19 protein-coding genes are annotated in these 20635 nt (G+C 60.2%); 11 read left to right on the top strand and 8 right to left on the bottom strand.

Translation table 11 applies throughout. The annotated features are described in order from the left end of the window. Positions 1-27: 27 nt before the first annotated feature. Genes MWU54_RS12630 through MWU54_RS12605 form a run of 6 tightly spaced genes read left to right on the top strand, consistent with a single transcriptional unit; the run spans position 28 to position 6912 of the window. Positions 28-804, top strand: coding sequence for a crotonase/enoyl-CoA hydratase family protein (locus MWU54_RS12630; protein WP_247084301.1), 777 nt, complete (start codon positions 28-30; stop codon positions 802-804). Positions 805-807: 3 nt separating this feature from the next. Then, entirely contained in the window at positions 808-1980 is a 1173-nt protein-coding gene (locus MWU54_RS12625) for a thiolase family protein (protein WP_247084299.1), read from the top strand. 3 nt (positions 1981-1983) lie between these two features. Then, complete coding sequence (locus tag MWU54_RS12620; protein ID WP_247084297.1) at positions 1984-2403, top strand: OB-fold domain-containing protein; 420 nt, start codon at positions 1984-1986, stop codon at positions 2401-2403. A 36-nt stretch (positions 2404-2439) separates the two neighbouring features. Then, entirely contained in the window at positions 2440-4551 is a 2112-nt protein-coding gene (locus MWU54_RS12615; RefSeq protein WP_247084290.1) for an acetate--CoA ligase family protein, read from the top strand. Further along, positions 4548-5990 carry an aldehyde dehydrogenase family protein gene (locus MWU54_RS12610; protein ID WP_247084288.1) on the top strand — a complete coding sequence of 481 codons (1443 nt, stop codon included), beginning with the start codon at positions 4548-4550 and terminating at the stop codon, positions 5988-5990. The genes MWU54_RS12615 and MWU54_RS12610 overlap by 4 nt, the downstream gene beginning before the upstream one ends. A gap of 22 nt (positions 5991-6012) precedes the next feature. Beyond that, a complete protein-coding gene (locus MWU54_RS12605; RefSeq protein WP_247084286.1) occupies positions 6013-6912 on the top strand; it encodes an alpha/beta hydrolase in 900 nt (299 codons plus the stop codon). Positions 6913-6926: 14 nt separating this feature from the next. On the opposite strand, the gene MWU54_RS12600 is transcribed toward MWU54_RS12605, so the two are convergent. From MWU54_RS12600 to MWU54_RS12565, 8 genes are all read right to left on the bottom strand, one after another. Next, a complete protein-coding gene (locus tag MWU54_RS12600; protein WP_247084284.1) occupies positions 6927-8192 on the bottom strand; it encodes a cytochrome P450 in 1266 nt (421 codons plus the stop codon). Then, positions 8185-8814, bottom strand: a complete 630-nt coding sequence (locus MWU54_RS12595; protein ID WP_247084282.1) for a PadR family transcriptional regulator — start codon at positions 8812-8814, stop codon at positions 8185-8187. Before MWU54_RS12595 ends, MWU54_RS12600 begins: the two co-directional genes overlap by 8 nt. Further along, the gene (locus MWU54_RS12590; protein ID WP_247084280.1) at positions 8811-10322 is read right to left on the bottom strand and encodes a tripartite tricarboxylate transporter permease; all 1512 of its coding nucleotides are present in this window, start codon (positions 10320-10322) and stop codon (positions 8811-8813) included. Before MWU54_RS12590 ends, MWU54_RS12595 begins: the two co-directional genes overlap by 4 nt. Positions 10323-10333: 11 nt before the next feature. Next, positions 10334-10786: a hypothetical protein gene (locus tag MWU54_RS12585; RefSeq protein WP_247084278.1), complete on the bottom strand. Its 453-nt coding sequence runs from the start codon at positions 10784-10786 to the stop codon at positions 10334-10336. A 72-nt stretch (positions 10787-10858) separates the two neighbouring features. Then, positions 10859-11815 carry a tripartite tricarboxylate transporter substrate binding protein gene (locus MWU54_RS12580; RefSeq protein ID WP_247084276.1) on the bottom strand — a complete coding sequence of 319 codons (957 nt, stop codon included), beginning with the start codon at positions 11813-11815 and terminating at the stop codon, positions 10859-10861. 35 nt (positions 11816-11850) lie between these two features. Next, a complete protein-coding gene (locus MWU54_RS12575; protein ID WP_247084273.1) occupies positions 11851-12642 on the bottom strand; it encodes an SDR family NAD(P)-dependent oxidoreductase in 792 nt (263 codons plus the stop codon). Next, positions 12635-14041: an aldehyde dehydrogenase family protein gene (locus MWU54_RS12570; protein ID WP_247084271.1), complete on the bottom strand. Its 1407-nt coding sequence runs from the start codon at positions 14039-14041 to the stop codon at positions 12635-12637. Before MWU54_RS12570 ends, MWU54_RS12575 begins: the two co-directional genes overlap by 8 nt. Positions 14042-14144: 103 nt before the next feature. Further along, a complete protein-coding gene (locus tag MWU54_RS12565) occupies positions 14145-15638 on the bottom strand; it encodes a carotenoid oxygenase family protein (protein WP_247084269.1) in 1494 nt (497 codons plus the stop codon). Between the two features lie 526 nt (positions 15639-16164). Here MWU54_RS12565 and MWU54_RS12560 point away from each other — a divergent pair. Genes MWU54_RS12560 through MWU54_RS12540 form a run of 5 tightly spaced genes read left to right on the top strand, consistent with a single transcriptional unit; the run spans position 16165 to position 20608 of the window. Further along, entirely contained in the window at positions 16165-16875 is a 711-nt protein-coding gene (locus MWU54_RS12560) for an alpha/beta hydrolase (protein WP_247084267.1), read from the top strand. Position 16876: 1 nt separating this feature from the next. After that, a complete protein-coding gene (locus MWU54_RS12555; protein ID WP_247084265.1) occupies positions 16877-17659 on the top strand; it encodes an alpha/beta hydrolase in 783 nt (260 codons plus the stop codon). 53 nt (positions 17660-17712) lie between these two features. Then, positions 17713-18912, top strand: coding sequence for a CoA transferase (locus tag MWU54_RS12550; RefSeq protein WP_247084263.1), 1200 nt, complete (start codon positions 17713-17715; stop codon positions 18910-18912). 16 nt (positions 18913-18928) lie between these two features. Further along, a complete protein-coding gene (locus MWU54_RS12545; protein ID WP_247084261.1) occupies positions 18929-19897 on the top strand; it encodes a nitronate monooxygenase in 969 nt (322 codons plus the stop codon). Positions 19898-19933: 36 nt separating this feature from the next. Then, the gene (locus MWU54_RS12540; protein ID WP_247084259.1) at positions 19934-20608 is read left to right on the top strand and encodes a flavin reductase family protein; all 675 of its coding nucleotides are present in this window, start codon (positions 19934-19936) and stop codon (positions 20606-20608) included. Positions 20609-20635 lie beyond the last annotated feature (27 nt).

The raw sequence follows: 20635 nt of genomic DNA, 5'->3' as shown, positions 1-20635 counted from the left end.
GAAATTCACTGACCGGGAGAACACCCCATGACCGAGACACTCGTAACCTATGAACTCAAGAACGATGTGGCGATTATCGGGCTGGACCGGCCTACAAAGCGCAATGCGCTGAGTGACCCCTTGATCCGTCAATTGAACGCGGCCGTAACGCAGGCACATCAGGAGGCCAAGGCGGGCGTGATCCACAGCACCAGCGACCATTTCTGCGCCGGTCTAGATCTGGCGCAGCTGGCCGAAAAGATGAAGCGCGGCGAGCGGCGCAAACGCGGTTCCTGGCATCCAACGTTCGAGATGATCGCGCGCAGCGAGGTGCCTTTCGTTGCGGCGCTTAACGGCGCGTGTATCGGCGGCGGGTTGGAGCTTGCCTCTGCCGCGCAGATCCGTGTGGCTGACAAGACGACCTTTTTCGCCCTGCCGGAAGCCACCCGCGGCATCTTTGTGGGCGGGGGCGGTGCGGTGCGCACCCAGCGGCTGATGGGATACGCGCGGATGGCGGACATGATGCTCACGGGCCGTGTGCTTAACGCTGACGAAGGCGAGCGCGCCAACCTGTGCCAGTATGTTGTGGAAGAAGGGGAAAGCCTTAGCAAAGCGGTTGAACTGGCGGAACGCATTGCGAAAAATGCGGGGCTGGTCAATTGGGCCATCTGTGCGGGTCTGCCCCGTGTCAACGATGTCAGCCACGAGGACGGGTTGTTCATCGAAAGCCTGATCGGTGCCTCGATCGCGGTCAACGAAGACAAGTCGCGCGTCATAGACTTCGTCGAGAAAAAGGTCGACCGCGTGAAGCCGAAAGAAAACTGACCCATGGCCCTGCATGACAGCGCCATCATCGGATATGCCGAAGTGCCGACAGTGCGGCGCAGCACCCGCGATGTCTGGGACATCGGCGCAGAGATCGTTGAAAGCCTGATCGCCTCGACAGGTGTTGAAAAGGCCCAGATCGACGGCATGATCCTGTCTTCCTGCTCCACCGGGGCGGGCAATATCTTCTGGTCCCAGACCACTGCGGATCAGTTGGGGCTGGAGCTGGATTTCTGCCAAAGCGTCGATATTGGTGGGTGCTCTCCTGTGGCGTCGATTGCGCGGGCGTCCATGGCGATAGATGCGGGGCTTTGTGAAACGGTGCTGTGCCTGTTTACGGACACGCAGGTGGCCGAAGACAATCGCAAGATGCGCGCCTTTGCCGATGAATGGACGAACCCGCTAGGCTATCTTGGACCGGTGACGGCTTTTGGCCTGCTCTCGACCCGCTACGCGCACCAGTTTGGGCTGGACCCGGCCTGCCTTGGGAAGCTGGCGGTGACCCAGCGCGCCCATGCGCTTTTGAACCCCAATGCAGTGCCGACGCTGCAAAAACCGATCACGTTGGATGACTATCTGTCGTCACGCATGATCTCGGACCCGGTGCGCCTTTTGGATTGCGTCATGGCCTGCGACGGTGGCAGCGGAGTGCTTGTCACCAGCCGCAAATCGGCAGAACGGCGCGGTGTGACGCGTATGGCCGTTCCGGTGGGTTACGGCGAACGCACCAATTACCGCGCGACAGACCCCATCGTGGATCCGACGGACACCGGGCATCGCATCGCCGGGGCGCGGGCTTTTGCTCAGGCGGGGTTGACCCCTGCGGATATGGGATCACTCCATCTTTATGACGATTTCATCATCGCCATGATGATCCAGATGGAAATGCTGGGCTTCTGCAAACAGGGTCAGGGCTGCGATTTCATTGCAGAGCGTGATTTTCATTTCGACGGCGACCTGCCTCTGAACACCGGCGGTGGTCAGATTTCTGCTGGTCAGGTCGGGCTTGCCGGTGGTGGCACCAATCTGGTCGAAGCGGTTCGCCAGATTTTCGGCGAAGGCGACAAAAGGCAGGTGCGCGATACGCGTCATGCGCTGGTGACCGGCATCGGCGGCATTCCTTATGGCCGCAACTGGGCGTCCAGCAATGCGCTGATCCTAAGCGGTGAGGGGTAGACGATGGTGGATTTCCTTGATCTCGAACGCAAGCCCTCTGCCCCGCGCAGTTTCTCCCAACCCTTTTGGGACGCAACACGCGAACGCCGCTTCCTGCTGCAATATGACAAGCGCGCCGAGCGGTTCCAGTTCTTCCCCCGTGCGGCCGCCCTGTCAGACGGTGCCCGCGATCTGGATTGGCGCGAAGCCAGCGGGCGTGGGACGGTATTCAGCCACACAATCGCCCGCCGCAGCCGTGGCCCGTTCAACGACGCAACGCCCTTCACCATCGCGCTGATCACGTTGGAGGAAGGCGTGAATGTGATGGCCAATCTTGTCGGCTGCGCGCCAGAAGACGTTGCTATCGGAATGGCCGTGACGCTGGACTGGTGCCCGCTGCCCGACGGCACACATCTACCCATCTTCAAGCCTGCCACCGATTGACCCGTGCCGCTTTGGCGCGCCCGCAAAGGATATGCCATGACCCTCTCTGCTGATATGAAAGCGTTGCTCACGCCCGGTTCCATTGCCATCATCGGCATGTCCTCGCGCGAGGTGTCACCCAGTCGCCGCATTCTGCAAAACCTCGATGCCAATGGTTTTGCGGGCGACATTCATCTGGTGGGCCGCCAGGCGGGCGAGATTGATGGCCGCCCCGTTCTGGACAGCATTGATGCGCTGCCCGAAGGTGTTGACCTTGCCATCTTCGCGCTGCCCGCCGCCGGGATCGAAGAGGCCGTTGAGGGCTGTGTACGCCGTGGCGTCAAGGCGGCGGTCATCTATGCGTCGGGCTTTGCCGAGGTCGGCGAAGAGGCCTTGCAGGATCGCATCACCGAAAAGGCCCGCGCAGGTGGGCTGGCGCTTTTGGGGCCGAATTGCCTTGGCTTCGTCAATCACATCACGCGGCTCCGCATCAATTTCGTCAACGCGCAAGAGCTTGCCCCGTTCGACACGAGCGGCGATCCGGCAGTTGCCATCGTGTCACAAAGCGGCGGACTGCTGGCCCATTTCCGCAACAGCTTTACCGGGCGAGGTTTGCAGCTTTCCTATTCGATATCCACCGGCAACGAGGCCGGGCTGACGCTGTCGGATTTCGTTGATTTTCTGGCGGGCGATCCCGGCACGTCGGCCATCGTCATTTACGCCGAACAGGTCCGCAACGCACCCGACTTTCTTGCCGCCGCTGCGCGGGCGCGCGACGCTGGAAAGCCGGTGATCATGCTGCATCCGGGTCGCAGCGCCCGGGCACAAGCAGCCACCAGTTCGCATACCGGCGCACTTGCAGGCGACTACGCGGTCATGAAGACGCAAGTGTCACGCGCAGGTGTTGTTCTGGCGGAAACCATGGACGAACTGATCGACACGGCCGAGATCCTTGCCCGCTACCCGCGTGGCGCAGTGAAAGGCCCCGGCGTGGTGACATTCTCGGGCGCGTATTGCGCCATTGCGCATGATTTCTGCGAAGATATTGATCTGGATCTTCCACCTTTGTCGGCAGCGACCGAAGAAACGATGCGCGCCGAATTGCCTGACTTTCTGACCCCGCGCAACCCGCTGGACCTTGCCACCGTGCCCGCGTTCAAGCCCGAATTGATGCATACCGGTCCCAAGGCGATGATTGAGGATGCAAACCTCGGCTCTCTCGTGCTTTCGGTGCCGATCAGCAGCGAACGCCACGCGCGCGCCTATATGCAGGGCGTGATCGACGCGGTGAAGGACAGCGACAAACCTGTCGCCTTTACGGTTTTGGGAGACCGCACGCCCCTGGCCCCGGTGTTTGACGAACTGGCGCGAAGCGCGGGCATGATCGTCTCGCGCTCGGTTGATCGGGCGCTGAGGGCGATGAAATTGGTGACGGACTATGGCCGTCAGATCGAAATCTCTGCTCGCAGCGCCTCTGCACAAAGCTTCGGAGAATTGCCCCCGCTTTCGTCGGGACCACAGCCGGAATGGCTGGGCAAGCAGGTTCTGCGCACAGTCGGTGTTGCGGTTCCCGAAGGCGGGCTGGCGACAGACCTTACGCAAGCGCAGGACATCGCCGCGCAGATTGGTTTTCCGGTGGTGATGAAGGCGCAGGCGGGTGCGCTGGCGCACAAGACCGAGGCGGGGGCGGTGCTGCTCAATATTCACGATGCAGACGGGGTCATTGAAGCGTGGACAACCCTGCACACCAATGTCGAGGCTGCACAGCCCGGCACGGCACTGGACGGAATCCTCGTCGAGAAAATGGCGGAACCGGGGCTGGAAATCGTGATCGGCGCAAAGCGTGATCCGAACTGGGGGCCGGTGGTTCTGGTGGGTATGGGCGGTATCTTGGTCGAGGCTCTGGGCGATGTGCGACTGATCGCGCCCGACGCGGCGATTGAGGATATCGAGGCCGAACTGCGCTGCTTGCGGATGGCCAAGATGTTCGATGGTTTCCGGGGCATGCCCGCCGTCGATCTGCGCTCCATCGCCGAAACCGCGTCAAAGATCGGCCAGTTGATCCTGTCGCGCCCCGAAATCGAAGAGATTGACGTCAATCCGATCTTTGCCCGCGCCGATGGTGTCACAGCGGTCGACGCGCTGATCGTGACGCGCGACGCGACATGACCGGCGCGACACATTGGGCAGGTCACACGTTCCGGCACCTGATCGCCGGAGAGCTTGTTGCCGGGACGCATGTCTATCCGGTGATCAATCCAGCCACCGGCACGAATCTGGCGGATGCACCGGGCGCGGATCACATCATGTTGGACCGTGCGGTCGCGGCAGCGCAGGCCGCCCTGCCCGGTTGGCAAGCACAGGGTTTTGACGCGCGGCGCGACGCACTTCTGACGCTCAAGGCCGCGATCGAGGCGCGGGCCGAAGATCTTGCCACCCTCCTGACCGCCGAACAGGGTAAGCCGCTGGTACAGGCGCGCGACGAGATCACCCGCGGGGCCGAGGCCATCGCGAAGATGACCGCGCTCAAGATTGAGCCTGAACTGCTGGACGTCTCGGGGGACAAGCGCACCGAACTTGTCTATCGCCCGCTTGGCGTCATCGGGGCGATCACGCTCTGGAATGTGCCGTTCCTTCTTGCGATCCCCAAACTTGTGTCAGCGCTCTATTGCGGCAATGCCATTGTGCTCAAACCCTCGCCGTTGACGCCCCTGACAACGCTGCTTCTGGGCGAAATCGCGGCAGAGATCTTTCCGCCGGGGATCGTCAATATCATCGCGGGCGAGGCCGATTTCGGCGCGTGGATGAGCACCCATCCGGGGATTGCCAAGATCAACTTTACCGGCTCTGTCGCGACCGGACAAAAGATCATGGCCTCTGCCGCGCCGACGCTCAAACGGCTGACGCTAGAGCTTGGCGGCAATGATGCGGCCATCGTGCTGGCCGATGCGGATATCGACGCGTTTGCCCCGCGTCTGATCAATGCCGCCTTCAAGAACAGCGGCCAGATCTGTCAGGCGATCAAGCGGCTTTATGTCGAGGACGCGATTTACGAACCGATGGTCGCGGCGCTGACCAAAGCGACCGAGGCCTTGAAAATCGGCGCGGGGACAGAACCCGGCGTCGATATCGGCCCGATCCAGAACCAGATGCAGTTTGACCGGCTCAAAGCACTTCAAGACGAAACCCGCGCCCTGCCGGAAGTGCGGATCACGACGGGTGGCCATGCGCTGAACCGCGCGGGATATTTCATCGCGCCCACCATAGTCGCCGACATCGCAGAGGGTACGCGGTTGGTGGATGAAGAACAATTCGGCCCGATCCTGCCAGTGATCCGATGCGCCTCTGCCGAAGATGCGCTGATGCGGGCCAATGACAGCCCCTTCGGTCTTGGCGGGTCGGTCTGGACTGCCGACATCGCGCGCGGCACAGCGCTGGCCCAGCGGATGGAGACCGGGGTGGCGTGGGTCAATCATCATCTTGGGCTGGCCGTGGACTTTCCCTTTGGCGGCGTCAAAACGTCTGGTATCGGACGGGCGAAATCCATACTGGGCCTCAAGGCGCATATGGAGGCACAGGTTGTGCAGGTGCCCGAAATGCCTGGATGAGCCAAAAGACAAAGGACAGGCCGTGACCCCTTCCCGCCGTGACATCGAGTTCAGTTCCGAAGGCGATGCCGTACGCGGCTGGTTCTATCCGGGCGAAGGATCACACGCGCCCTGCCCCGCGATCATCATGGCGCATGGCTTTGGCGCGGTGAAAGAGATGTATCTGGACCGCTACGCCGAAACCTTCGCCGCCGCCGGTTTCGCAGTTCTGGTGTTTGACTATCGCAGGCTTGGGGCCAGCGACGGCACGCCGCGTCAGGAAATAGACCCTGCCGCCCAGATCGAGGATTATCGCAACGCAATTTCGTGGATGAGCGCGCAACCCGATGTCGATGCCAAGCGTATCGGCCTGTGGGGCACAAGCTATAGCGGCGGGCATGTCCTTGTGCTGGCCGCGACCGACCCACGGGTGAAATGCGTGGTTTCTCAAGTGCCCACGATCAGCGGAAACGCTGTCGGCAAGCGGCGCTTCACGCCCGAAACACTGGCACCGCTGCTTGAGGCGTTTCACCGCGACAGGAAGGCCCGGATGGACGGCGCAGGCCCCGAGATGCGCACGCTGGTCAGCCACGATCCTGCCGACGCCCCGGTCTATGCCGCAGCCGAGGCGGTGGACTGGTATCAGAGCGCCGCAAAGCGCGGTGGACATTGGGAAAACCGCGTCACGCTGCGTTCAATCGAATACAGCCGGGCTTATGAGCCAGGCGCCTGGGTGCCACTGATCTCGGACTGTCCACTCTTGATGATCGTGGCGCGCGAGGATGTGGTGACACCTGCCGATCTGGCCCTCGCGGCCTACGCCACTGCGCCAGATGTCAAGCAGCTTCTGGAGATTGATGGCGGGCATTTCGCGGCCTATGTCGAGGCCTTTGCCGAAACCTCGTCCGCTGCGCAACGCTGGTTCAGCGAACACCTGATGTGATGAGACGCGGGGGCTTAGGCCCCCTCGTTCAGATCGACAAGCAATGTACCGGGGCCGCGCACCAGAATGGTTTTTTGCCATGACGGGTCCTGATCCGGAACCAAGGCCATGTTGGGAAAGGCGCGGGTCAGCTCTTCCAACACAACCTTCAGTTCCAGCCGTGCCAATGGCGCGCCTAGACAGAAGTGCCACCCATAGCCAAAGCTGACATGATCACGGGCATTTTCGCGGGTCACATCGAACGCGTCAGGGCCGTCATAATGGCCCTCGTCGCGGTTGGCGGATGCAATTGACATCAGCAAAGGTGCGCCTGCGGGGATGCTGACGCCACCCAGTTCCACGTCTTCCTTGGCCTTGCGCCGCCATGCGACCACCGGCGGGCCAATACGCAGCCCCTCCTCTACCGCATTGGGGATCAGCGAGGGGTCATCGACGATCTGTTGCCATTGATCGCGGTTCGTGAGCAGGAAATGCATCGTGGTGCCGATGGAGTTTGTCGTCGTCTCGTGACCGGCCAGTAGAATGCCGAAGATCAGGTTCTTAATCTCATTGATCGACAGCACGTCGGGGTCTTGCTTGTGGATTGCCAGCAGGTGGCTTGGGTAGTCTTCACCGGGATTTTCCAACCGTTCAGCGACGATGTTTTCGCAGAACGTCCAGAAGTCGATCATCTGACGACCGGCCTCCATCTTTTCCTCAAAGGTCGCTGTGCCCGAGATCATGTTGAAACGGCTGTCCGCCCAGACCTTGATCTGGCGGGCTTCAATCTCTGGCACACCCAGAAGCTGAAAGATCACGCGAGCGGGCAGTTCGTACGCAAAATCGTCAACCAGATCGACGCGGGGCTTGCCCTTGATCTGGTCAATCGCAACAAGGGTCAATTCACGAACGCGCGGCTCAAGCGCGCGGAAATTGCGCATGTTGAGAAACGCCTGCGCCGATTTACGGATGCGCGTGTGCTTGGGGCGGTCGCAATTGGCCTGGGTCTTTTCGCGGGTAAAGCGGTTCTGGCTTAGATAGGCGACCAATTCGGGCGGAAACGGCGTGATCGGATCATGCACGTTTTCCGCCGAAAACCGATCTGCGTTGGACAACACCTCACGCACGTCATCGCGGCGGGTCACGATCCAGCATTGCAGGCCATCGTCCCAGAACACAGGCTGTTCCGCCCGTTTGCCTGCGAAAAACTCGGTCATGCCGATATGTTCAAACGGGCGGAAATGGTCCCATCCCTCGGATGTGGCGCCCGACATGGGGCAGCCCGATACCGGTTCATTCATGTTTCAACTCCTCCTTATTGGAAGCGTCGTTCTTCATAGCTTCCGTCAGTCTAAACATCACGCCCTTGCTCCAGACGACCTCTTGCTCGTAACTCATGAGGCGTCGGTTCAGCAGGATATCGCGTGAAAAGCGCCAGTCGCGCGGATCGAATATTTCTTCGGGATATTTGTTGCGATGCTCGGCCAGCAGGTCCCGCATCATCTCCATGACGCTGGTCAGATAGGTCAGGCGCCGTTCGAACATGGCCAGCACATCTTCTGGGTCTTTCGTCCAGGCGGAATAAATCATCGTCAGGAAATCATCTTTCCAGACCGGCGGTTCCGGCTCGGTTCCCACCCAGTCCATCAAGACGATCTCGCCCTTTTCCAGAACCGAATAGATCCGTTTGTTCGGGCGGCTGGTCTGGTGAACTTCTTCAGACCGGACCAGTCCGATTTTTTCAAGCCGGGCCAGCGTTGGATATACCTGGCTTGTCTTGACGGGCCGGATGTTTTCCAGCTGTTTGACGATGTCATATCCCGAACGCGGACGGCGCAGCAGAACACCAAGGATCTGATAGCATAACGTGTTGAGTTTCAGATCGCCTGACTCTGCTTCAGGCTGACCGGCTTTCTGCGTCATTCAGACCTCGATTCCGCCGCTGTGGGTTCGCGCAGACGTCGACGCCCCTGCACTGATTTCACAACAGCATAGGCAAGCGTGGCAACGATCGCCATCATGATGACCTGTGAATAGGTCCGGTCGATGAAGGTCATGTAGTCGCCCTCGGAAATGACCAGCGCGCGCCGAAAGCTCTTTTCAATGATCGGGGCCAGCACCATCGCAAGCACGAAGGCCGCGACCGAATAATCAAGGCGGCGCATGATGTAAGCCGCCACCCCAAGACCCAGAGCGACCCAAAGGTCAAAGAAATGCCCGCCAGAGGAATAGATGCCGATCATGGACGAGATCAGGATCGCGGGCACCAGAAAGGAATTGGGCGTGATCAGCGCACGGGCGAACACGGTGGTCAACGCCTTGCCCATGAAGAACATGCAGACCGTCGTGGCCATGAAGCCCAGAAAGATCGCCTGGATCAGGCCCGGATCATTGCGGATCATCTGCGGCCCCGGCGTGATCCCGTGGATGATGAATGCCCCCGCGATGATCGCGATAGAGGCCGAACCGGGAATGCCAAGCGCGATAAACGGCAAAAGCGCGCCGCCCACCGTCGCGTTGTTGGCCGCATCAGGTGCGGCAATGCCTTCGGGGCTGCCTTTGCCGAATTTCTCTGGCGTCTTGGAAAGGCCCTTGGCCCCCGAATAGGCCAGCCAGCCGGACACGGTAGAGCCGACACCGGGCAAGACCCCCATGAACGAACCAATCGCCGATCCCGTGATCATCGCTTTGAGAGACGCCCAGAATTCCTTCATCGTCAGCGAGATCTTCATGTCCGAGGCGTCAAACGAATAAGCCTTGTTCATCCGGTTCCCCAGCATCATGAACACTTCGGAAAGGGCAAACAGGCCGACCGCGACCGAAATCAGGTTTAGCCCTTCATAAACCTCGAAATATCCGCCGGTGAGCCGGGGCATGCCCGTAAAGAGGTCGATGCCGATCGTCCCCGCGATCAGCCCCAAAAAGACCGAGATCATCGCCTTGACGAAATCCTTGGCCCCAAAGGTCGCCACGGCCAACAGGCCGATGATGCCAAGTAAAAAGAACTCGGGGTCCGCCAACCCCAGCGCAAATCGCGCCACCGGTTCGGCAAAGAAGATTAGAACAAGCCCCCCGAAGATACCGCCGAAGGTCGAGCCATAAAGGGAGAACGCAAGCGCTTTGCCCGGCGAAGTGGTTTTGGCCATCTCACGACCGTCCAGCACGATGGGTGCTGCCATAGCCGTGCCGGGTATCCCCAGCACAATGGCCGAAATGGACCCTCCATATTCCGCCCCCTGGTAACAGGCCAGCAGCATGAGGATCGATTCAACCGGCCCCATCGCATAGGACAGCGGTAGCAAAAGGGTCACGCCGATGATCAGACCCAAGCCCGGCAATGCGCCAAAGAGCATCCCGACGAACAGCCCCAGCATGATTGCGCCGAAGGCCGACACAACGGACATGAAGTCAATATTGGCAAGAAGGTCCATCAATCAGATCCTCAGAGGTCCACGTAAATCAAGAAATTGAAGGCGACGTAGCAAAAGGCGGTGATGCCCAGTGCCACGGCAGCATTTACCCCGATGAGCTTGGCGCTTAGGCCAACGGGAAGGCGGTAGTAGGTGAAGAGGACGAACAGAAAAACAAAGGCCTGCAGGTAAAAGGCCCCAAATTGGCTCCAGCTGACGAAGAACCCGGCGATCATGCCGATGGTCAGCAGCACACGCGGCAGGTAGTCGATGCGAAAAGCCTCGCCCGCGCCGCTTAGAAGGGATCGGATGGCCCCTATCGCGCAAAGAATGATGACGCCCCAAGCGAGGATTGTCGGAAAGAAATGTGTTCCGACATCGCCCGGCAGCGTCACAGGAAGCCCAGAGACCGACCAGATAACGAGGGCGGAAAGCGCGGACAGAGCCGCATAGACAAGCAGGTTTACTACTCTGGTGGACAACATGGGACTCATCCTGTGCTTGGAAATGTGTCCGGCCGCCCCTTGAGGAAGCCGCCGGACAGGTGGATGGAGATCTTATTCGATCAGGCCGATCTCGCGCATCGTGGTCTCGTTGCTTTTGGACGCGGCTGCGATGATTTCAGCAAAGGCTTCGGGGCCGGCAGGATCAGGCATGATCTGATCGCGCTCGAACAGTTCCTGCACATTGGGCGCATCCATCGCCGCACGGAAAGCGTCGTTCAGAATGGAGATCCGGTCGGCAGGAACATCCTTGTGGGCGATGATGCCCGAGAAGAAGACCACTTCGGCGTCGATCCCCAGTTCAGCCACGGTCGGCACGGAATCGTAGACCGCATCGGTCGGGCGTGACGGGCTCATGAAGAAGAGCGGACGGATTTCGCCGTCGCGGTGGATGTTCGGAAGCTGGTTCGAGCCTTTGATCTGGCCCCCCATAACGGCGGCTGCCAGTGCGGCAGAGCCCTCAAACGGGATGTGACGGATATCAACGTCAAGCACTTTGCCCAATTGTTCGGTGGCGATGTGTCCGCCGCTGCCCGTGCCACCCGATGTTCCATAGGTGAATTCACCGGGGTTGGCTTTGACCCATTCGAGCCAGTCTTCGTAGCCCTGCAATTCAGAGTCCCGCTGCACGTTGATCGCGACGGGAATGTCATAGAGGCGCAGAATGGGCTGGAAATCAGTCGTCTTGTAGGCGGTTTTGCCATAGAGTGGTTGGATCACAAGCGGCGAGGACGTCGTGAAGGCAACCGTATAGCCATCGGGTTCGGCGGCAAAGACCGAGGTCAGACCGATGGTGGCACCGCCGCCGGGGCGGTTCACGACAACGATCTTCTGGCCCAGTTCTTCTTCGGCTGCCTGTGCGACACCGCGGGCAAACGCATCTGTCAGACCGCCCGCGCCGTAGGGAACGACAAGTTCAATGGGTTTTGTCGGAAAGTCCTGCGCGACGGCAGCACCGACGGTCAGGCTAAGCGCGGCAAAGGTCGCCGCAAGTGTTTTGGTGAAAGTCATGGTTATCCTCCCTGATGACATTTTTAGCGAATTTTTTAGCTGACGAGGCGCGTGCCTCCGCTGACTTCGATGATCTCTCCGGTGACGTAGGCCGCCGCCTTTGAGGCAAGAAACAGAATGGGACCAGCAAGATCGACCGGGTCCGCGATGCGCCTGAGTGGAATACGCTCGACCAGATGGGCGTAGATTTCTTTGGCGTCCGCGTTGTGAAACGGGCTGTCGACAAGGCCGGGCGACACTGCATTGACGCGAATTTTTTCCGGGGCCAGTTCCTTGGCCAGCGCGCGGGTCAGCACATCGACACCGCCTTTGGCCGTGGCATAGGCCGCCCCACCCGGAACCCCGCCTGAGCGGGTCACGCAGGAACTGACGTTGACGATACAGGCATCGCTGCTGTCGCGCAGAAGTGGCAGTGCCGCCTGCGTGGTCAAAAAGACTGACTTGAGGTTCTTCTCGATGATCAGGTCCCAGCTGTCTTCGGCCATCTCGGCGATCTTGGATTTCTTGGGCGAGCCACCGGCGCAATTGACCAGAATATCAAGCGTTCCCATGTCGGCGCTGATCTTCTTGACCATGTCCGCGACGGCAGCGCTTTGGGTCAGGTCGCCATCGACCGCGCAGGATTTGCGCCCCATCGCCTCGAACTCGGCCTGAAGGGCGGCGCAGGTCTCCTGCTGGTTCAACCCATGCACGACAACATTGGCGCCATGCTGGGCGAACAGACGTGCAACTGCGGTGCCGATCCCGGACCCGGAGCCTGTGACCCAAACGGTCCGGCCCGACATATCAAAAGGGGATTGCGGGTTTGTAGTAACGGTATCAGACATCGAACCACCATGCGGACGCTGTATTGGATCGGTTCACGAGAAGCGCCTTTTTCCGCACGAACCGCTTGATTGATTCCGCCCCGAGCCGAGACCCGCCCAGGCCCGACGCCTTGAACGCGGTTTTCTCGGCCACGGCGCTTTCTCCGATGAAAAAGGGCGCGAGGCCCGCATCGTTGATCGAGATGCCACCGAGATCGAGACGCCGCGCCACGGCAATCGCCTCTTCTTCGGGGCCGAAGACCGCACCGCTCAGGCCGTAATGGCTGTCATTGGCCAGCGCTACCGCCTCATCCACCGTATCGAACGCCATGACCGGCATCAGTGGGCCAAAGCTTTCTTCAGTCATGACCTGCATCGAATGATCGACATTTGAAATCACGGTCGGCGCACACCAAAGCCCACCGCCATGCGTTTCGATCTGGCCACCAGTGTGGAACACCGCCCCCTTGGCGCGGGCATCCTCGAAATGGCGCGACAGGATGTCGGCCTGTGGGGCAAAGGTCAGCGGGCCAATCACGCCGTCATCCGGTTCTGGATAGGCCAGTTTGATCGCCTCGGCCTTTTCCGTCAGCTTTTCGACAAAGGCATCGTGCAAAGAGCGATGCACGTAAATCCGTTCAATCGAATAGCATTGCTGCCCGGACGCAAGGCACGATCCGGTCAAAAGCGCCGTTGTCGCGCGATCAATATCGGTGCCTTCCAGCAAGACCGCCGGGTCCTTGCCACCTAATTCGGTAAAGCAGGGAATGAAGCGCGCAGCGGCGCGGGCAGCAACCTTTTGCCCCGTCGCGGTTGACCCGGTGAAACAGATCATGTCCGCCTCATCAACCAACGCCGCGCCCACATCGCCTGCGCCGCGGACATAATGCAGCACAGCGGCCAGCTCTGGCACCGCCGCAATGGTCTTTTCCAGTGGATCAATGAAGCGCGGCGTCACTTCGGACGGTTTGATGATCACCGCGCAGCCCGCAAGCAACGCAGGGATCGCATCCATTAGCGACAGCGACAGTGGAAAGTTCCAGGGGCTGATCACGCCAAGCACCGGATAAGGCGAATAATCGGCAATCGAGCCGATGTCAGGATTGGCTGTCTCGGTCGGGTCGGTGGCCAAAGCGCTGCGGGCCACACCCGACCAGCGGCTGATCCATTTGCCAAGATTGCCCGCCTCGCGCAACGACTCTCGCCGCCGCCCGGTATCCAGTGTCACGGCCTTGATCAGCGCGTCTTGCGCGGCGTCGATTTCCGCGCTCCAGCGCTGCAGAACAGCGATCCGGCCTTCCAGCCCAAGGTCTTGCCACCCGACCTGTGCTGCACGGGCGTTTTGCGCGATTTCAGCAAGTTCGGAGACGGGGGTCGGTTGGAACGTATAGTCAACCTCTCCGGTCCGGGGGTTGCGCACGCGTATCGGCTCATCTGTTGGCACAGGCTGTCATCCTATTGATCGAAATAAAGCATCCAGATCACCGCGCCGCCAAAGGAACCCCTGGCGGTGCGGGAAACCGTCAGGCGATCTCGCGTTCGCCTTCCATGCGGTCGGCCTCCACCCAGGTCGCATGGGTGCCGTTGGTGATGCGCGCAGGCAGGAACACCCGCGCAATCGGACCCGCCGCAATATCGCGGGCATCCATGATCAGGCATTCAGAACGATTTTCATTCATATCCGTGAGGAAGGTCAGCAGATAGCCATCATCCTCTTCAGTTGCGCCGGGACGCAGGGCGATGACAGGTTCGCTGCCGAACCGGTTTTCACCGTATTCATAGCGCTGGTCACTGCCGCTTTGCAGGTCGTATTTCTTGATCCCCGCCATGTGCCAGTCACCGGGTTTGAACAGGGTGTTAAAGCTGTATTTGTACGGCTTTCCAACGATATCATTTGCGACAACCGGGAATTCCGAGACTTCGTCGTCAAGGTTTTCCTCGGTGGTTTGCCCGGTCTTGAGGTTGAACCTCCAGCGATACATGTGCGTCCCCGTCCGGTGCTTGTCGAGATGCTTGCGGATGCGGTCATGTGCATCCTCACCCTGCTCACCCACCTCGGGCTTGCCCGGCTTTCGCTGGATACACCCATCCATGACCACCTCGTCGCCGTCTTCGAAACAGTTCGACAGATGCAGCAGGAAGCACGGCTTGGCCTCGAACCAGCGGATCGTGGTGTTGTTGCCGTAACGCGGAACGATGCCAAAGCGGGCGGGCTGTTCCTTGAAGAAGGTCAGTTTGCGCTGGCCCTTGGCCAACAGCTCGGGGTCAAAGTGGTAGGGCAGATCATGCAGGATCGAGTAGTTCTTGGTGATCCCCATGTCATGCGGCCAACGCGGCCCCGGCAGTTCGATGGGTTCAAAATGCGCCAGCTGACCGTCGCGGCCAACAACGCCGTAATGCATATACGGATACGTCTCGCCGAAGTTGAAGAACATCATTTCGCCGGTGTCATTGTCGACCTTGAAATGCGAGCAGATGCCAAAGGGCTGAAGCAGTTTGCCCCAGGAATGCACACCCTTGGTTTCAAGCGTGTCCATGTCCAGGTGATAGGGCTCACCGCATTGCGACATCGAGGCCACCAGCTTACCCGCGTGCGCCATCACATCAACGCCCGCATTGTCCTTCATCGTGCCCATCGCACCCCAGCCGCGGAATTCCGCTTTGTGCGGCTCCAGCATCCCGGGCCAGAGGGATTTGCCACCCATCGCCTGTTCGGCCAGGTAGCCAACGGTCTTGATCACGCGGTTGCGATACGTGGCCTTGCCATTTTCAAAGCGGATCGCATGCACCATCCCGTCGCCATCGAACGGGTGGTAGGTGCCCATTGGCGCGTGCATCTGGTTGTGGCTGTTGCGCACATACATGCCTTCGAGATCTTTGGGGATCTCACCGATGACCTGAAGACTGTCGGTGTCCGCCGTGTATTCGGTGTCCACCGGCGTGAACAATCCCTTGAGATATGGATTATCGGTGTCTTCCGGCACGGTGACGTTCAGTTTGGCATGAATTTCTAACATGACAGCCCTTCTCGATGGCATATGAAACTTGCACGCACCATACTGAAGCTGGGATTTATGTATCAATAATTATATATATAGCCGACATCTAATGAGACGAACGCCTAAAGGAACGCGCCCCTACCCACTACCAAATTTGTATAAATTCAATGTGATACCGCATGGGAAGCGGGCGATACCAGACGCACAATAGCAGGGGCACATGAGCAGATTACCAGCGGATCTCCTCGCAAAAGCGCCGAGTCGATGCTCAAAAAATTGAACTAAAGTGAGCGTGATATACCCTGACCTTCACCAATTTTATATAACGAAATCCCCCTTTCGCACCACAGAGAATCGCTTCCCACCCCGCCAGTGAGCCCGCAAATGTCGACGCAAGAACATTGAGCAAAGCGCGCCGGAAAGCCCGCATCACGCCGTCAGAGGCCTCAATGACACTTGGTAGATGGCGCTATATGTAACTTTTGACATTAAACACCCAATGATGTAGCCCAAACTGGACTTTTGCTTACATCGGAGGGACGCCATGCACTTTCTGCTTCTGCCCGGCATCAATAATACCGCCGCCACGTTCGATGGCACGCGCCGCCACATGCCCTCCGCACACGCGGCAAAGGCGGTAGACCTTCCGGCGCTGCCCGATGTCGACCAGATCGCACAGGCCGTCCTTGCCGACGCGCCAGAGCGTTTCGTTGTCGTCGGCCATTCCTTCGGCGGCTACGTCGCGCTGGCCATTTTGGCCGCCGCGCCCGAGCGGGTTAACGGGGTCGTACTGGTCAATTCAAATGATTGGTCCGATAGCGCAACCGCCGCCGCAGGCCGCGAAGACAAGGCGCAGCAGGCCGAAGCGGGCGCATATGCAGACCTGGCCGACAAGGCCTCGGCCCGCGCCTATCACCCCGACAACGCAGGCCGCCCCGACCTGATGGCAGAGCGCGCCGCCGCGCTGACCGGCTACGGCGCCGCGCGGTTCGCCGCCCATCAACGCGCCAGCGCCGCGCGACCCGACCGTGGCGCACTGCTGGCGTCATGCGGCAAGCCGGTTCTGATCGTGACCGGCGACCATGACGTTGTGATCCCGACAGAGCGTCAGACCCAGATGGCCGAACGTCTTGGGGCCGCTCAGGTGATCGTCGCGCAGGCAGGTCACATGCTGCCCGCTGAACAACCCCAAAGCCTTGCCACCGCCCTGACAGACTGGGCCGCTGCACAATTTCCCGTTTCCGAAGGAGCCTGACATGACATCCGAACTTCCCCATTACCGCATCTCCGGATCTGGTGAGAAAACCCTTTTCGTGCTTCACGGCGCGTATGGTGACGGACGGTATTTTGAAGACTTCGCTGACCATATTGCAAAGGCCGGATACCGGGTCGTGGTGTGGGATTGCCCCGGTTACGGCACCTCTGCCCCGGTTGAACCGGCCACAATCGAACGGTTCGCCGAAGCCGCGCAGGCCATGGTTCAAAAGGAAGCCGGGCCAAAGAACTATCTGCTTGGGCATTCGATGGGCGCGTTGATCGGGCCGTATCTTGCCAATCGCGAACCGCTGATTGATGGGTTGATCCTGTCCGCCGGATCACGCGGCTTTGCTGCCCGGACACCCGAAGACCAGAAACGCTACATGAAAGAGCGTCTGGCCCCGATTGAAAATGGCATGAGCGTGCGTGACTACGCCATGCCGATGATCGCCAGCATGATGGGCAAGAATGCCTCTGGCCCCTTGGTCGACAAGGTGTTCGAGGTTGTTCTGTCGATGAAGACCGAAACCTTCGCCACATCGATCCGTGCGATCGGCAGCTATGACGGCCGCCCTGCCCTTGCAGAGCTCAAGACACCAACCCTGATGATCGCCGGACGCGAGGACCCCGCCTGTACGGCGGACGGGATGAAGCTGATGCAGGAAATGGTGGCGGGCAGCACGCTGCACGTGATCGAGGATGCCGGGCATTACGCCTTTGCGGAAAAGCCCGAGGAATACCGCCGGTTGGTTCTTGATTTTCTGGCCGGGACCGACGCGTAACCGCGCATTGTGCCCACCCAAACCCCTCTATCAACCCAATCAACGGAGCCCCCATGAGCACCACCGAACAACCGCTGTCCGGACTGCGGGTTTTCGATCTGAGCCAAGGCGTTGCCGGCCCCTACTGCACCATGATGCTTGCCGCGCAGGGGGCCGATGTCATCAAGGTCGAGCCACCGGAGGGCGATTGGCTGCGCGCGGGACGCAATCGCTTTCGGGGCCATACGCCTGCGTCGATCACGGTAAATATCGGAAAGCGGTCGCTGGCGATTGATCTCAAGCATCCCGACGGTGCCGCCCTTGCCCGCCGCATCGCCGCCAGCTGCGATATCGTCATCGAAAGCTTTCGCCCCGGCGTTGTGACAAAATTCGGCCTTGATCACGCAACACTGTCGGCCGACCGCCCTGACCTGATCTATGCGTCAATCTCTGGCTTTGGCAGCACCGGACCTTTGGGCAAGCGCGGCGTCATAGACCAGATCATGCAGGCATTTTCCGGCTGGATGACATTGAACGCTTCTGAGGATGGCACACCACAAAGAACCCGTAACGTGGTTCTTGCCGACCAGATCACCGGCCTTTACGCCTATCAGGCGATCAGTAGCGCGATCATCGGGCGGCTACGGTTCAATCGCGGCGCGCATATCGACATTTCGCTTCTTGGAGCAATGGCCGCGTTTCTGTCGCCGCGCATCACCGGCCATGTCCTGAGCGATGGTCAGGCCTCTGCCGCGCAATTTGCCCCGCCTACGGGGGAATATCCAACAGATGACGGGTTGCTCATGCTCGCCGTGTTCAAGCCGGGAGAGTTCGAGCGGCTGTGCAAGAACCTTAAGCGCGACGACCTGCCCCAAGACGCGCGGTTCGCCACACCTGCGGCGCGGGCCGAGCATGCAGAAGCGCTTCGGGCCGAGATCGCGCGCAGCTTGAAAGGCCGCACCGCGCTTGAATGGGAGGGTGTGCTGTCGGATGGCGGGACGATGGCCAGCGCCGTACGCGACATCGGCGCGTTTATCGACACACCGCAAACCGTCGCTCTGGACCTTGTTCAGAAAGTCGATCTTCCCGAATTCGGAACATGCCCACTGGTCCGACTGCCCGGAGCCGCCCCGTGGTCAGACCGGGAAGGGGCGCTCCAGATGCCGGACATTGGCCAGCACAGCGCAGAAATCCTGCGCGAAACCGGCCTGACCACAGCCGAGATCGACCACCTCTTGACAGATGGCTGCATCAGAGCCGCAAAAACACCTTGAAGCCAAAGGGTATTCCATGTCCCACAAACTACTGACCGACCTGCGCATCCCTGTTGTTGCTGCGCCGATGTTCTTGATCTCGGGCCCGGAAATGGTGTTGGCCGCCTGCAAGGCCGGGATCATCGGTGCCTTTCCAACCCCGAATGCCCGCCCGATTGACGTGCTGGATGACTGGATGCGCACCATCACAGACGGTCTGGCCGAGGCACGCGCTGCTGATCCTGATGCGGTGATTGGACCGTGGGCTGCTAACCTGATGACCCATTCGACCAACACGCGATTGCCCGAAGATCTTGCGCTGGTCGAAAAGTACCAGCCCCCCATCGTCATCACCGCACTGGGCAGCCCCAAACCAGTGATCGAAGTGGTGCACAGCTATGGCGGAATCGTGCTGGCCGATGTGATCAACCTGACGCTGGCGAAAAAGGCGGTGGCCGCCGGGGCGGATGGGCTGGCCTGCGTCAGCAGCGGCGCGGGTGGGCATACTGGCACGCTGTCGCCTTTTGCCTTTGTCAGCGCGATCCGCGAATTTTTCGACGGCATCATTGTGCTGGGGGGCGGCATTGCTGATGGCTACGGCGTTGCAGGCGCCATCGCGGCGGGTGCCGATCTTGTCTATATGGGCACCCGTTTCATTCCGACCGCCGAAAGCAAGGCGCAACCCGAATACAAGCAGATGCTTGTTGACTGCACCATCGACGACATCGTGGTCAGCAGCGGTATCACCGGAACACCGGCAAGCTGGCTCAAACCATCGCTTGTCGCCGCCGGGTTTGATCCCGACAACCTGCCCACGACTCCGAAACGCAACTATGACAGCAACCGGTCGCTCAAGAACCGCAACTGGGTCGACACCTGGGCCAGCGGCCAAGGGGTCGGGGCGATCAAGGACGTCACGTCGGTCGCCGAAGTCGTGGACGGGCTTGAGACGGAATACCGCCAGTCGGTTGCGCGTCTGACAGGCCGGGGCCACGCCGCCGAATAATCCCAACGCACGCCACGCCTACAAAGAGGTCAACATATGTTCTACTCGCCGGACACCGAAACGTCGGGGCTTCCTTTCAACCCGTTCAAGTCATGCTGCGTCCCCCGCCCTATCGGCTGGGTGTCGTCGATCAGCGCGGATGGCATCCATAATCTTGCGCCGTTCAGCCAGTTTCAGAACATCACCTGGGATCCGCCCACCATCATGATTGCGGTCAACAGCCAGGACAACGGCAAGCCGCGCGACACTGCCGCCAATATTCTGGAAACGAAAGAGTTCGTCTGGAACATGGCGACCTTTGCCCAACGCGAGCTTGTCGTCGGGTCTTCGCGCGACCTGCCGCCGGAAATTGACGAGTTCGACGAGATCGGCATCGACTACACCGATGCAGTGCATGTGCGCCCGCGTCGCGTGGTTGGGTCCCCGGTCCAGTTCGAATGCCGTTTGATCCAGCATACCGAAGTGCCGGGCAACGCGCCAAGCGCGCGGGCTGATGTGCTGATTGGTGAAGTGATCGGCATCCATATCGACGACGACGTTATCACTGACGATGGCCGCATCGACATCCTGCGTCTGCAACCGCTCGCGCGGATGGGTTATCGCGACTACACCGATATCCGCCATATTTACGAGCTGAGCGAATTTACCGGCCGTGAGGCGCAGAATATCCCGCACCTTCAGGAAACCGCCCCTGCGGGCGGGAACTCCTGAACTCTATCGACCGCTGCCGGGCCGCAC

The sequence above is a fragment of the Marivita sp. S6314 genome, assembly GCF_023015985.1.
In the GTDB taxonomy this organism is placed as follows: Bacteria; Pseudomonadota; Alphaproteobacteria; order Rhodobacterales; family Rhodobacteraceae; genus Marivita.
Note: the sequence above shows the minus strand (reverse complement) of the source record. Positions and strands in the feature narration are given on the sequence as shown.